12 protein-coding genes and 1 pseudogene are annotated in these 13,998 nt (G+C 67.6%); 7 read left to right on the forward strand and 6 right to left on the reverse strand.

The window, feature by feature from the left end:
• Positions 1 to 7: 7 nt before the first annotated feature.
• The 3 genes from GLA29479_RS15180 to GLA29479_RS15190 all read right to left on the reverse strand — a co-directional run bounded on the left by GLA29479_RS15180 (position 8) and on the right by GLA29479_RS15190 (position 3,742).
• The gene (locus GLA29479_RS15180) at positions 8 to 598 is read right to left on the reverse strand and encodes an LON peptidase substrate-binding domain-containing protein (protein WP_057972070.1); all 591 of its coding nucleotides are present in this window, start codon (positions 596 to 598) and stop codon (positions 8 to 10) included.
• Positions 599 to 1,472: 874 nt separating this feature from the next.
• A complete protein-coding gene (mpl, locus tag GLA29479_RS15185) occupies positions 1,473 to 2,867 on the reverse strand; it encodes a UDP-N-acetylmuramate:L-alanyl-gamma-D-glutamyl-meso-diaminopimelate ligase (RefSeq protein WP_057972071.1) in 1,395 nt (464 codons plus the stop codon).
• 296 nt (positions 2,868 to 3,163) lie between these two features.
• Positions 3,164 to 3,742 carry an adenylate kinase gene (locus GLA29479_RS15190; RefSeq protein WP_031370360.1) on the reverse strand — a complete coding sequence of 193 codons (579 nt, stop codon included), beginning with the start codon at positions 3,740 to 3,742 and terminating at the stop codon, positions 3,164 to 3,166.
• A gap of 185 nt (positions 3,743 to 3,927) precedes the next feature.
• Between GLA29479_RS15190 and GLA29479_RS15195 the strand changes: the two genes are divergently transcribed.
• The 5 genes from GLA29479_RS15195 (at position 3,928) to GLA29479_RS15215 (ending at position 8,959) form a co-directional block, all read left to right on the forward strand.
• On the forward strand, positions 3,928 to 5,184 hold the full coding sequence (locus GLA29479_RS15195; protein ID WP_057919093.1) for a 6-phosphofructokinase: 1,257 nt from the start codon (positions 3,928 to 3,930) through the stop codon (positions 5,182 to 5,184).
• A gap of 121 nt (positions 5,185 to 5,305) precedes the next feature.
• Positions 5,306 to 6,388, forward strand: coding sequence for a hypothetical protein (locus GLA29479_RS15200; RefSeq protein ID WP_057972072.1), 1,083 nt, complete (start codon positions 5,306 to 5,308; stop codon positions 6,386 to 6,388).
• A 115-nt stretch (positions 6,389 to 6,503) separates the two neighbouring features.
• Positions 6,504 to 7,316, forward strand: coding sequence for a helix-turn-helix transcriptional regulator (locus tag GLA29479_RS15205; RefSeq protein WP_211264991.1), 813 nt, complete (start codon positions 6,504 to 6,506; stop codon positions 7,314 to 7,316).
• A 98-nt stretch (positions 7,317 to 7,414) separates the two neighbouring features.
• Positions 7,415 to 7,855, forward strand: coding sequence for a VOC family protein (locus tag GLA29479_RS15210; protein WP_057972074.1), 441 nt, complete (start codon positions 7,415 to 7,417; stop codon positions 7,853 to 7,855).
• A 300-nt stretch (positions 7,856 to 8,155) separates the two neighbouring features.
• The gene (locus GLA29479_RS15215) at positions 8,156 to 8,959 is read left to right on the forward strand and encodes a hypothetical protein (protein ID WP_057919097.1); all 804 of its coding nucleotides are present in this window, start codon (positions 8,156 to 8,158) and stop codon (positions 8,957 to 8,959) included.
• Between the two features lie 131 nt (positions 8,960 to 9,090).
• Here GLA29479_RS15215 and GLA29479_RS15220 read toward each other — a convergent pair whose 3' ends face one another.
• Positions 9,091 to 9,615 carry a hypothetical protein gene (locus GLA29479_RS15220; RefSeq protein WP_057972075.1) on the reverse strand — a complete coding sequence of 175 codons (525 nt, stop codon included), beginning with the start codon at positions 9,613 to 9,615 and terminating at the stop codon, positions 9,091 to 9,093.
• A 189-nt stretch (positions 9,616 to 9,804) separates the two neighbouring features.
• Positions 9,805 to 9,996, reverse strand: coding sequence for an NRT1/PTR family MFS transporter (locus tag GLA29479_RS15225; protein WP_144436537.1), 192 nt, complete (start codon positions 9,994 to 9,996; stop codon positions 9,805 to 9,807).
• Between the two features lie 606 nt (positions 9,997 to 10,602).
• On the opposite strand from GLA29479_RS15225, the pseudogene GLA29479_RS15230 reads away from it, so the two are divergent.
• Together GLA29479_RS15230 and GLA29479_RS25980 are read left to right on the forward strand one after the other, a co-directional pair.
• Positions 10,603 to 12,627: pseudogene (locus tag GLA29479_RS15230) on the forward strand (sodium-translocating pyrophosphatase); the annotation flags it as partial.
• A complete protein-coding gene (locus GLA29479_RS25980; protein WP_282955885.1) occupies positions 12,616 to 13,062 on the forward strand; it encodes an OmpA family protein in 447 nt (148 codons plus the stop codon). The pseudogene GLA29479_RS15230 and the gene GLA29479_RS25980, both read left to right, overlap by 12 nt.
• A 228-nt stretch (positions 13,063 to 13,290) precedes the next feature.
• On the opposite strand, the gene GLA29479_RS15235 is transcribed toward GLA29479_RS25980, so the two are convergent.
• Positions 13,291 to 13,944, reverse strand: a complete 654-nt coding sequence (locus tag GLA29479_RS15235; RefSeq protein ID WP_144436538.1) for a hypothetical protein — start codon at positions 13,942 to 13,944, stop codon at positions 13,291 to 13,293.
• Between the last annotated feature and the right edge of the window lie 54 nt (positions 13,945 to 13,998).

The following is a 13,998-nucleotide window of genomic DNA, read 5'->3' on the forward strand; positions in this document are numbered from 1 at the left end:
CCCGGGCTTAGGGCAATACCGTCAGCAGGTGATCCAGGCGCTGATGCGGCCCATCCATCTGCAGCAGCGCCTGCCGCTGGGTCGACGACAGCGGCAACAGTTCGGTCAGGCGCCAGCCGACCCAGGCCGCGTCGTCCATGCACGAACGCGGCGCCTTGGCATGCTCGCCGCCGATCTGTTCGAGCAGATGCTCCAGCAAGGTGACCAGCAGCGAATGCTGGGGCCGCACGACCTCGATCGGTTCCGGCGCGCGCCACTGCACCTCGGCGACCTGCAGGCCGTTGTCGCGCACCCGCACGCGCCCGGCATGGAAGCGGCGCGTGCCGCGTACACGCAAGGTCAGCAGGCCGTCGTCGCCGGTGCCGAAATCCTCGATTACCGCCTCGGTACCGTAGGCCGCGGCCGTGGCCGGCGCACCGGCCTCGTTGCCGTCGATGATCAGGCAGACACCGAAACCGCGCCCCTGCCGGCCGCAATCGCGCACCAGGTCCAGATAACGCCGCTCGAACACCCGCAGGCCGAGCGCCGCGCCCGGCACCAGTACGGTGTGCAGCGGAAACAGGCCCAGCGATTCGGAAGCGGCGGTGTCTTCGGACATGGGCGCAGTGTAGCCAAGACCCGTCGTCGCCACGATATGCGGGGTGGGGCCAGTGGGCCTGAACTACGGCATCTGCCGTTGCCGTTGCCGTTGCCGTTGCCGTTGCCGTTGCCGAGATTTTGATCTGCTTTGCCGCTTTGCCGGTCAAGTGGAGACCCGGAGGGCGGCGCACAGGACGTGCGCCGTTTTTCGATAAGACAGGGACGTCTTATCGAAAAATCCCGGCGACAGCATCGCACTCGTGGCCTGTGCCCTTGCAAGGAGAGCCCTTTTCTTTGGTTACCTTTCTTTTGGGCTTAGCAAAAGAAAGTAACCCGGCCGCGTTAGCGGACGGAAGCTCTGCTCTTGCTTGATGTTTTTTGTAGAAGCTAGATCAAACGCCAAAAGCTTCCGCCACTAAAGCGGCGGGTTACTTTCTTTTGTCATAAGCAACAAAAGTCCGTCTGGATTCCCTTCGGTCAAAGGTAACCAAAGAAAAATGCTTTTCTTTGAATCACCAGCCCGCACGAGCGGTGCACACGCAGGGCTTTTTCATACGGGACATCCCTGTCCCGATGAAAAACGGCCTGCATCCATGCAGGCCGCCCTCCGGGTCTTCGATTGCCTTCGCGAGTGCGGAGCCGCGCACAGCAACAGCAACAGCCGAAGCCGAAGCCGAATCGGAATCTTTGCGGCAAAGGCGAAAGCCAGTGTTGCCTGACCTCGCGGCCGACGCCGGTTCGGGAACGAACGCGGTCGCGGCTTGCGCCGCTCCTACCCTTGGGCACCAGCCAGCTGCGAGGCTAGATCGGAGCGGCGCGGTCGCGGGTTATGAGCGTAGGAAATCCCTGTGGGACGCTGGTCCTACGGGGACGGTCGGACGGCAGCGAGGCGACTACGCCGCCTGCGCATCGCGCAGCGCAGCGAAGAACCGCCGCGGGGCGCCGTCGAAACCGCCGTTCGACATGAACACCACATGGTCGCCGGCGCGTACGCGTTCGCTCAGCGCGGCGATCAGGGCATCGGCGTCGGGCACGGTCACGCCCTCGCCACGCAGACCGGCGACGACCTTGCCGGCATCCCAGGCCAACTCGGGCCGATGCAGAAACACCACGGTGTCGGCGCCGTCGAGCGAAGGCGCGAGCGCTTCGGAATGCGCGCCCAGGCGCATCGAGTTGCTACGCGGTTCCATCGCCACGACGATGCGCGCGCTGCCGACCTTGGCACGCAGGCCGGCGAGCGTGGTGGCGATGGCGGTCGGATGGTGGGCGAAGTCGTCGTAGACGGTGACACCGCCGGTTTCGCCGATCACTTCCAGGCGACGCTTGACGCTGCGGAACGCCGCCAACGCCGGTAGCACGCCGACGACATCCACGCCGACCGCATTCGCGGCGGCCAACGCAGCCAAGGCATTCATGACGTTGTGCCGGCCCAGCAAGGGCCAACGCACTTCGCCGATTTCGATACCGTCGTGGATCACCGCAAAGGCGCTGCCGTCGGCTTCGATCAGGCGCGCGGTCCAGTCATAGGCCGGAGCCGCGACACCGGCCTCGGACTGCAGGCCGAAGCGCTCGACCGTAGTCCAACAGCCCATCGCCAGCACTTCGCTCAAGCGTTCGTCTTCGCCGTTGACGATCAGGCGGCCGCGGCGCGGCACGGTGCGCACGAGGTGATGGAACTGGCGCTGGATCGCGGCGACGTCGGGAAAGATGTCGGCGTGGTCGTATTCGAGGTTGTTGAGGATCGCCACCAACGGACGGTAGTGGACGAACTTGCTGCGCTTGTCGAAGAAAGCGGTGTCGTACTCGTCGGCTTCGACGACGAACTCGCGGCCGGCGCCGATGCGCGCGGACACACCGAAGTCTTCGGCGACGCCGCCGATCAGGAAGCCGGGCTGGCGCCCTGCCGCCTCCAGCAGCCAGGTCAGGATGGTCGTGGTCGTGGTCTTGCCGTGGGTGCCGGCAACGGCGAGCGTGTCGCGGCCCGGCAACACCTGTTCGCACAACCACTGTGCGCCGGAGGTGTAGCGGCGGCCGTCGTCGAGGACCTGCTCGACCGCGGCGTTGCCGCGCGACAGCGAGTTGCCGACCACGATCTCATCGCAATCGGCGCCGATGTGCTCGGGCCGATAGCCTTGCTTGAGCGCGATGCCGAGCTGTTCGAGCTGGGTCGACATCGGCGGATACACCGCCTGGTCGCTGCCTTCGACCTCATGACCGAGTTCGCGTGCGAGCGCGGCGACACCGCCCATGAAAGTACCGGCGATGCCCAAGATATGTAGCTTCAAGATCCGAGGTCCTGGATTAACGTCGAAGGTCTAACGTGAGCGGCTCCTGCACGGCACCGACGCCCCCTCTCCCGCCTGCGGGAGAGGACAAGAGGTGAGGGCGCGGGAGTCGGCGTGCGCAGAAGCTCCACGGCTGCCGATCCCGCTACCGCGAAACCTGTGCGGCGGCTGGGAGAGCGAATGCCCTCACCCCAACCCTCTCCCGCAAGCGGGAGAGGGAGAAGAACCGGGGCGCGAACGCGGTGCAGCGAGAAAGAGAGCAAAACCGGAGCGCGAACGCGACGCAGAAGAAACGAGTCTCAACCCACCGTCGGCGCCGGTTCCAGCGCTTCGATGATGCGGGTGAACACCACGTCCAGCGAGCCGACGCCGTCGACGACGGTCAGGCGGCCGTGCTGGCGGTAGTACTCGATGACCGGCGCGGTCACGTCGTCGTAAACCTTCAGGCGCGTGCGCACCGCTTCCGGGCTGTCGTCGACGCGGCCCTGCTCGGCGGCGCGGCCGGCGATGCGCTGGACCAGCAATTCGGTCGGCACTTCGAGCTGCACGGCGAAATCCATCGGCTGGCCGATCTTCTTCAGCAGCACGTCGAGCGCATCGGCCTGGGCCAGGTTGCGCGGGTAACCGTCGAGGATGAAACCGCCGGCGGTGTCGGGACGCGAAAAACGGTCCTCGAGCATGCCGAGCAGAATCTCGTCGCTGACCAGGTTGCCGGCGTCCATCACCGCCTTGGCTTCCAGACCCAGCTTGGAACCGGCCGCGACTTCGCCGCGTAACAGATCGCCGGTGGAAATATGCGGCACCTGCAAATGCTCCTTTAGCCGCGCAGCCTGCGTGCCCTTGCCGGAACCGGGCGCGCCCAGAAGTACCAATCGCATCAACATCGCTCCTGAAAACTAACGAAATCGTCGCGGCCGGCGTTCGCCACGCCAGCCTCGCAACCCACCGGCCGCCCGAGGCTGGCCAGTCCGCGGGGCGGCGCTACACTCGGAGCCGCCATTCACCCGCCGGGCAAAATATTGCTGGCAGCTTACCGCAATCCGGCCGAAATCCTGGAATCCCCATGCCCAACGGAACTTTGCTGTACGCCCAATCCGGCGGTGTGACCGCCGTCATCAATGCCACGGCCTCGGCCGTGATCGAGACCGCCCGGGCCCGCAAGGTCAAGGTGCTGGCGGCCCGCAACGGCATCCTCGGCGCCCTGCGCGAGGAGCTGATCGACACCTCCCGGGAGTCGGCGGCGGCGATCCGCGCCCTCGGCCATACCCCCGGCGGTGCATTCGGCTCGTGCCGGGTCAAGCTCAAGTCGCTGGAGGCCGACCGCGCCCGCTACGAGCGCTTGCTGGCCGTGCTCAAGGCCCACGACGTGCGCTGGTTCCTCTACAACGGCGGCAACGACTCGGCCGACACCGCCCTCAAGGTGTCCCGGCTCGCGGCCGAGTTCGGCTACCCGCTGACCTGCATCGGGGTGCCGAAGACGGTCGACAACGACCTGGCCGTGACCGACTGCTGCCCCGGCTTCGGCTCGGCCGCCAAGTACACCGCGGTGTCGGTGCGCGAGGCCGCCCTCGACGTGGCGGCGATGGCCGAGACCTCGACCAAGGTCTTCGTCTACGAGGCCATGGGCCGCCACGCCGGCTGGCTGGCCGCAGCCGCCGGCCTGGCCGGCCAGGGCGCGGACGAGGCTCCGCATCTGATCCTGTTTCCGGAACGCCCCTTCGATGAGGCCGATTTCTTCGCCAAGGTCCGGGCCACGGTCGAACGCGTCGGCTATTGCGTGGTGGTCGCCAGCGAAGGCATCCAGACCGCCGACGGCCGCTTCGTCGCCGATGCCGGCGGCGGCCACGACTCCTTCGGCCACACCCAGCTCGGCGGCGTCGCCTCGCACCTGGCCGGGCGGGTCAAGGACGCTCTGGGCTACAAGGTGCACTGGGCCTTGCCCGACTATCTGCAGCGCTCGGCCCGCCACCTGGCCTCCAAGACCGACGTCGAGCAGGCCCGCGCGGTCGGCAAGGCCGCGGTCGAGTTCGCGTTGAAGGGCCAGAACTCGGTGATGCCGGTGATCGTGCGCACCTCGGACGCGCCGTATCGCTGGAAGATCGAGGCCGCGCCGCTGAGCAAGGTCGCCAACCACGAGAAGAAGATGCCGGCCGGGTTCCTGCGCAAGGACGGCTACGGCATCACCGCCAAGGCCCGCGCCTATCTGGAGCCGCTGATCCGCGGCGAAGCCCCGCCGCCGTACGGCCGCGACGGCCTGCCCAAGTACGTAGCGTTGAAGAACATCGCGGTGAAACCCAAGTTGCCAGCCTTCGAGGGCTGAGCGAACTGCGACGGCCGGCCGCTAACGCCATCGCAAAACCGGCCTGAGCGCGCCGCCCACAGCGGGCGGCGCTATCCTCGGGCAGCGGCGATGGTCGCCGCCCCAAGGACCGCGTTCGATCATGGACAGTTGGACGAACACCTCCACGAAGGCCGCCAAAAGAGCAGGCAAGAGAGCCGGCAAGAAAGCCGCACTGTCGGCCAGCCTCGCCGCCCTCGTGCTGGCGGCGGCACCGGCCTGTGCCGGCGAGGGTTATCTGTTGCATCGCTACGGCGACAAACCCACGCGCGGCCTGATCTACGCCGACAGCAGTTGGATCGAGACCGCTCTGTCGCCGGAAGAGGAAAGCCGGATCCTGTTCGCCGACGGCCCCGACGCGGCGATGAGCGCGCGCGAAGCGGCGCCGCGTTCGATCCGGGTGTTCGAGGTCATGGAGCACCAGTCTGCGCCGGACAAGATCGTCCACCACCTGCAGTTCGACTGTGCGCGCGGACAAGCGCGCAGCACCGCGGTCGAGGTGTATCGGCGCAACGACACCCAGGAAAGCCGGGCGCCGAGCGAGTGGGCGCCCACGCCCGCCGGCTGGATGACCCAGGCGCAGCGCTTCGCCTGTGAGCCGGCCTCGCGCAACCCCGAGCACGGCATGACCCCGCTCGACGGCGCGGCGAACCAACTGACCGTGGTCGACCTGTCCTGGCAGCGCTTCTGGACCGACGGCAAGCGGCCGCGCTACACCACCTCCCGCTCCAAGACCCGGATCGCCGCGCGCCAGCAGGAAGTCGAAAGCACGCTCGCGCGCCTGTCCGGCGCGATGGACCAGGTCCACACCGAATTGCGCGACCAGCAGGACGACGCCCGCGCGCAGGCCGAAGCCTCGGCGCGCAACGCCCGCGCGAGCGAACGTCGCCAGCGCACGCCGAACCCGGCATTGGAAAGCTGGATCGACGCACCTGTGCAACTGTTGGTCGGCACCTGGGGCGACCCGCTCTCGTACCGCGAGGAAGACAGCAGCCGCTGGCTGCACTACGTCTTCGGCGCCACCGGACCGATGCGCGAGGCGGCTCCATCGGCACCGGCCGCGGACACCGGCCGCTGCACGATCAGGTTCATGGTCCGCAACGGCAGCATCTACGACTACACCGCCAGCGGCGCGGGTGCATCGTGCAAGAACGCCGCGATCCCGGTGCGCTCCGTCTCGATATGAATGCGCGCCGGCCCCAGGCATCGAGCACCGCTATCGGATACGAGCGCATGATCGTGCATTGCCGCCGCCACGACCTGTCGCCCTTCTCCCGCACGCCATGACCGCCGAACGCCCCATGCAGGCTTCGCTGCATCCCTGGATCGAACGCATCTGGGTGCAGGCGCGTCCGGCCGGGCCGGAGCGCGCCCTGCGCGAGCATTCCTTGCCGAACGGCTCGATGCACCTGGTCGTGCGCCTGGACGGACCGCCGCTGCGCTTGTACGCCGGTGCCGACGATCGCATCGGCCGTCGCCACGCCGCCGCGACCGTCGCCGGCATCCGCGCCACGTATTGCATCAAGGACACCTCGGCGCCGGCCGCGTCGGTGGGCGCCGTGCTGCGCCCCGGCGCGTCACTGGCCTTGTTCGGCGTGTCCGCGGCCGAGCTCGCCGGCCAACACGTATCGCTGGGCGATCTGTGCGGCAATGCCGCCGAGCTGCTGTACGAGCGTCTTGCCGTAACCGACGATCCGCGCCGTCGTCGCCAGGTGTTCGAGCGCTTCCTGCACGAGCGTTTGCGCCCGTTGCGCGGCCTCGACCCACAGATCGCGCAGGCGGCGACCCGGCTCGAGCGGGCATCCGGCACGGACGACACCATCGCCGCGATCGCCGAAGCCGGCGGCCGCAGCCATCGTCACTTCATCGCTGGCTTCCGCGATGCGGTGGGCCTGGCGCCCAAGCGCTATGCGCGCGTGCAGCGTTTCCGCCGCCTGCTCGCGGCCTTGTCGGCGACGCCGCGGCCGGCGTGGGCGCAGCTCGCGCTCGAGCACGGTTATTTCGACCAGTCGCACCTGATCGGCGAGTTCCGCGAATTCGCCGGGGTCAGCCCGCGCGAGTATCTGGCCGCGCCGCTCGCCGCGCCGCATCATCTGCCGATCGGACCGGGCTAGCCAGGCGCGAGCGCCGTGCGCGGCGCCGGTCAATTTTCTCCAATCCTCGCGAGCGGCCCGCAGCCATGCTGGCGCCGTCATCCACCCCGGAGCCCGCCATGGCCGTCCACGAATTGTTTTCCTATCTGTGCGTCGGCGACGCCCAGGCCGCGATCGCGTTCTACTGCAAGGTCTTCGACGCCACCGAGAAATTCCGCCTGGTCGAACCCGGCGGCCGCATCGGCCACGTCGAACTCGACCTGGGCGGCACCACCTTGATGCTGTGCGAGGAATTCCCCGAGGTCGAGATCCGCCGTCCGGAGCCGGAACGCGGCCACAGCCACACCCTGCACCTGCACGTCGACGATGCCGACGACGTGGTCGCACGCGCGGTCGCCGCCGGCGCACGCCTGACAATGGCGCCGCGCGATCACTTCTACGGCGAACGCTCGGGCACGGTCATCGACCCGTTCGGCCATCGCTGGAACATCGGCCACAGCATCGAGCAGATCGAGCCGGAAGAAATGCAGCGCCGCTACGCGCAGGCCCCGGGCTGCTGAGGCTGGGAACGCTGTCCACCGGTGCGCCCGTACGCGGACGCATCGGCAGCACGCAGTGCACGAACGCCCCCTCGATCACCGACGCGCAGGCGATGTCCAACCCGCCTGCACGGCCGCGAGTTCAGTTTTCGCGGGCGCCGCAAGCTGTGCGCTGCGTCAGGAATAGGCACACAGCACATTAACCATACGGCGAAACCCGTTGAATCGCCTGGGCGATTACGGCACTCTGCCATCGCGCGCGTTCATGCACTTAATGGCGGACGCACGGACGCTGAGTTTCGACATATCAAGGAGGCCTTCATGAAAGGCAAGCTGTTACCGCTGCTCATTCTCTTGCTGCCCTCGGCTTCGGCCCTGGCCGGCAAGTGCGAAGACAATTTCACCAAGTCCGGCAACCCGCTCAAGGGCACCGAGTACTCGACTTCGGTGACCGTGCCAGGCCTCAGCGTCGCCAGCGCGGTCGCCCAGATGAACAACATCGCCGTGTCCGACGGCATGAACGTGATCGACGCGAACAGCCAGACCGGCTCGCTGCTGCTCGAGGTGTCGCCGAACGTCGCCCATCGCGGCCTGCAGGTCTACGTGACCGCGGTGCCGGACGGCACCGTGACGATGTTGATGAAGACGCGCCGCGGCGCGCTCGCCAACGCCGACTCGATCAAGACCTCGATGTGCAAGATGCTGTACCAGCTCAAGCCCGGCAAGGCACCGCCGAAGACCGCCGGCGGCGCCAAGCCGATCTCGATCTCGGCGATCAAGCTGGCCGACGAAGTCTCCAAGACCGTCGAAGACAACGTCGCGATGATCGACGTGCGCAACAAGGGCAAGACGTATCGCGTGAGCGGCTACTTCCTGGGTTCGGAATCCGGCAGCGGCGGCCTGAGCGTGTTCTACGACATGAAGCCCTCGTTGCTGCCCGGCTTCATTCCGAGCAGCCGCGACGCCATCGTCTTCACCCGCGTAATGTGCCACATGGCCTCGGACCAGCGCGGTTATTCGATGACCCTGCGCAAGGGCGACAAACTCGACCTGGTCGGCACCTTCGACTCCTACCAGGCCGACACTCGTCTCATCCACATCGGCAACTGCCGGGTCGCCAAGTAAGCGCAGCGGCTTCGCAACGAAGCCACTGCACTCGGGCAGGATGAAAGAAAGGGCCGCATTGCGGCCCTTTCTTTATGCGACGCTTTTTGACGATGCTCAGCTCGCGATGAGGCGGTCGCCCCGGCGCGTATTCAGCCGCCGCAGGCCTGGCCTTCGACTTTCATTTCAGCCGCGAACATCGGAATCGCGGCGAGCTTGTTGGCCGCGGCCTTTTCCTTTTCGTCCTGCAGGTACAGGCGCGACTTGCCCTGCGCATCCAGGGTCGGCGGCACCGCGGCCGCGGCCGGCTTGCGCCAGATCCGCACCACCGCCTGTTGCTGCGGGCAGGCGGCGCTGGGCACGCGGATCAGATCGTTGAACTTCCAGCCGCCGGCTTCGGAAGGCTGCGCCTTGGCGGCGTCGACGAAACGCGCACGCGGCTGGCAGTTCGGGCTGGTGCGCACGACCGCGAATTTGTAGGGATCCGCGGCCTGGCCGGTGAATATCCCCTCGACCCGCGCGCAGGCTTCGGGAATCTGGCGCAGGGTGTGCAGGCGGGCGACCGCCTGGGCCGGAATCGGCCCGCGCTTGATCTCGGGCACCGGATCGGCGGCGGTGGCGAGCGCAGGCAGGCCCGCGCACAGAATCGAAACGAATAAAACGGGAACGAATCGCATCGTCGGCTCCGCTCTCACAAGGCCGGCGCAGACTGGCACGCATTGGCTGAACCCTCGCCGGCCGGGCCTGCAAGGCCCGCTCCGCCCGGCCCAGATGGCGAACGCAGGGCGATCGGGCGAACGCGTCGGCCGCCCGGATAAGGCGGCCGACGCGCGGGTCGACACGACCCGGGGTTCAACCGGCCGGGTTTATTCCAGCGGGATGGGGCACTGCTTCTGCACGCAGCACGACCAGCAATAGGCCTGGGTGTTACCGGCCAGCTTGCAGTCGTAGATGCACTGCGCCATTTCCGGCGTGATGCTGGACCCACCGGCCGCGGCGGTCAGCCCCAGCCCCATACCGAACACGAACACACAACATGCGATCAGCTTCTTGCTCATGGACATCTCCTGACTTGAGGTTCGATGGAAAACCCTTTCCTGTACTCAAGCGCACACCGGCATCGACGCCGCAACGACGCATCCGCCCGTGGCTCCCCCTGCGGGCCATGCCCGCAGTGCGCATCGGCAAACCGTGGCGATTCCCTGGCCGACACGATGCGCGCCATCGATCTAAGCGGCGCAGCGCAGGCAGTGTCAAACCGATGGCCTGTCGGCGCTGTGCGAGCGTCCGCACGCCCATGCATGCCGCTGCGCCGGTCGATCCGCAGCGCGCGTATTCAGCTGCTGCGTCACAGCGCACGCGTGCACGGGTCAAGGCGATAACGGGTCGATCCCGGGAACGAACCGGACCCGATCCGTGACTGCAGTCGCAGCCCCGCCGACGGCCGCCGGCCGCTTGCGCCAGCTCTCGGCGGCGAGGTTTCACCGGCCCAGTGCGTGTGCGATAGTCGCGACACCGCCGTGTTCGCAGCACGGCGTCGCTGCAATGCAACACGCATCAGCGCAAGAAGCGATTCCGCGGCACACCGGCCAACAGCTTTCCGCGGCACAACACGATCGACCCGTTGTCCTGTGATGTCCACTTCTACACTTGGGGAGGGGTTCATGCTGGAGCAGTACGGTTTGACCTTGGCGCTGGGCTGCGCCGTCATCGCGATCCTTTACGGCATCGTGTCCGCGCGCTGGATCAGCGCACAACCCGCCGGCAACGAACGAATGCAGGAGATCGCCGGCGCCATCCAGGAAGGCGCACGCGCCTATCTCAACCGCCAGTACATGACCATCGGCATCGCCGGCGCAGTGCTGTTCGTGTTGATCTGGTTCGCACTCGGCGGGCCGACCGCGATCGGCTTTCTGCTCGGCGCGGTGCTCTCTGGCGCGGCCGGCTACATCGGCATGAACGTCTCGGTGCGCGCCAACGTGCGCACCGCCGAGGCCGCGCGCAAGGGCATCGGCCCGGCCATGGACGTCGCCTTCCGCGGCGGCGCGATCACCGGCATGCTCGTGGTCGGCCTGGGGCTGCTCGGCGTGGCCGGCTACTGGCTGGCGCTGGCCAAGCTCGGCGTGACCGGCGAAAAGGCGCTGCACGCCCTGGTCGGCCTGGCTTTCGGCTCATCGCTGATTTCGATCTTCGCCCGACTCGGCGGCGGCATCTTCACCAAGGGCGCCGACGTCGGTGCCGACCTGGTGGGCAAGGTCGAAGCCGGCATCCCCGAGGACGACCCGCGCAACCCGGCGGTGATCGCCGACAACGTCGGCGACAACGTCGGCGACTGCGCCGGCATGGCGGCGGACTTGTTCGAGACCTACGCGGTCACGGTGATCGCGACGATGCTGCTCGGCAGCCTGATGGCCAGCACGGTCGGCGCCAATGGCGTGCTGTACCCGCTGGTGCTCGGCGGCGTGTCGATCATCGCCTCGATCATCGGCGCGTTCTTCGTCAAGGTGAAGGCCGGCGGCTCGATCATGGGCGCGCTGTACAAGGGCGTGATCGTCTCGGCGGTGCTCGCGGCGATCGCGTTCTATCCGATCACCACCGAGCTGATGCGCGATGCCAGCCACGGCGCGATGAACCTGTACGGCTGCGCGCTGATCGGCCTGATCCTGACCGGCGCCATCGTCTGGATCACCGAGTACTACACCGGCACCCAGTACGCACCGGTCAAGCACGTCGCCGCCGCATCGACCACCGGCCACGGCACCAACATCATCGCCGGCCTCGGCGTATCGATGAAGTCGACCGCGCTGCCGGTGATCGCGGTGTGCGTGGCGATCTGGGGCTCGCACGCGCTCGGCGGCCTGTACGGCATCGCCATCGCCGCCACCTCGATGCTGTCGATGGCCGGCATGATCGTCGCCCTCGACGCCTACGGCCCGATCACCGACAACGCCGGCGGCATCGCCGAAATGGCCGAGCTGCCCTCGGACGTGCGCGCGGTCACCGACCCGCTCGACGCCGTCGGCAACACCACCAAGGCGGTGACCAAGGGCTATGCGATCGGTTCGGCGGCGCTGGCCGCGCTGGTGTTGTTCGCCGACTACACCCACAACCTGCAGGCCGCGCATCCGGGCATCGTGTTCAACTTCGACCTGTCCGACCACATGGTGATCATCGGCCTGCTCATCGGCGGCCTGATTCCCTATCTGTTCGGCGCGATGGCGATGGAAGCGGTCGGCCGCGCCGCCGGCGCGGTGGTCGAGGAAGTGCGGCGCCAGTTCCGCGACATTCCCGGAATCATGGAAGGCACCGGCAAGCCGCAGTACGACCGCGCCGTGGACATGCTGACCAAGTCGGCGATCAAGGAAATGATCGTGCCGTCGCTGTTGCCGGTCGCGGTGCCGGTGGTGGTGGGCCTGCTGCTCGGGCCGAAGGCGCTCGGCGGTCTGCTGATCGGCACCATCGTCACCGGCCTGTTCGTCGCCATCTCGATGACCACCGGCGGCGGCGCCTGGGACAACGCCAAGAAGTACATCGAAGACGGCCACCACGGCGGCAAGGGTTCGGAAGCGCACAAGGCCGCCGTCACCGGCGATACCGTCGGCGATCCGTACAAGGACACCGCCGGCCCGGCGATCAACCCGCTGATCAAGATCATCAACATCGTCGCCTTGTTGCTGGTGCCGCTGTTGCCGGTCTCGGCGGTCGGCGAATCGGCACGGCACGGCGCCGCCGACTCCGCCGCGGTCGCTTCGGCGGCCGTCAAGGGCGAGGACGTCATCGACGACCAGTCCTTCTTCGAAGTCGCCGACTACAAGCACGAGGCCAAGCTGTACTTCGACGTCGGCACCGCGCAGTTGCCGGCCAACATCGCGGACGATCTGAAGGGCGTGCTGTTGGTGCTGAACGCGCATCAGGACAAGAAGCTGCGGATTTCCGGCTTCCATGACGAGACCGGCAGCGCCGCGGCCAACGCTGAGGTATCCAAGCAGCGCGCGCAAGCGGTGCAGCAATGGTTCGAGTCGCAGGGAATCGCCGCCGAGCGCATCGTACTGGACAAGCCGGCGGTCACCACCGGCGACGGCAAGCCCGAAGAAGCACGACGGGTCGAGGTGAAAGTCGAATAACCCGGAGCGTAGCCATCGGGTCAGCGAAAACGGTGGCCTCGGCCGCCGTTTTCGTTTTCCGCGGCGATGGCGCGCTCATCCTGCCGGAGCGGCGCCCCACGCGGAGCTCCTTCGGTCACGAGCCGCGACCGCGCCTGTGCCACTGCGTCGATGCTTACGCAATCGTTGCGATTCGCGGCCGCAGTTGCAGCAGTTTCTACAGGTGCTTCGGGAACAGACGTCCAGAGCTCAGGCTTCGAACGCTCCGCGCGCGACATCGAACCAGGGCGTGCACAGCATCTGTTGCCGCTCCGACACCGCGAAGCACGCGCGCCAGATTTCCAGCGCACCGACGCGCTCGGGCGTATCGAAATCGGTGTCGGCGAACGCGGCCACGCCCAGGCACCAGCGCAAACGCCTGGGCGCTTGCAGGCCGGGCACGGCGAACGCGAACCGGCCGCTGGACTCGGCGCCGGGCGCGAGCTTGAGCGCCAACGACCGCACCGGCGCGGTCGGCGCTGGATCGGCCAGCGGCAGGGCGAGGTGGCTGAGGGTGACATCGCCGGCTTGGTCGCGCCACGCCGGCGGAACAATCGCGCCGACCTTCTGCCGGCCGCTGGCCACCGCGTGGCGATCGCCGCGGTCGAACACCGCCAACGCCGCGGTCCCGACGTTGCGCAGTTTGTAATCCACGCGCAGCGCCTGCTGGTCCGGATCGTAGGCGAATCGGACATCCAACGCGGCGCCTTGGCCGTGCACGTGGGTGTTCGCGCCGCTCGACGGCGCGGGAACGGAGGCTGACATGGTCCGGGCGGGCTCGGCGGCGAAGGAAGGCGTTGCGAACGCGGCCAGTGCGACCAGCAGCGCGGCGGGTAAACGGCGGTGGACGTGATGGGATGTCATGTCGCGACTCTAGCGATGAGCGCGTTGCTGAAGGTGACGGGGCCGATCATCGCG

This window comes from Lysobacter antibioticus (assembly GCF_001442535.1).
GTDB classification, from domain to species: domain Bacteria; phylum Pseudomonadota; class Gammaproteobacteria; order Xanthomonadales; family Xanthomonadaceae; genus Lysobacter; species Lysobacter antibioticus.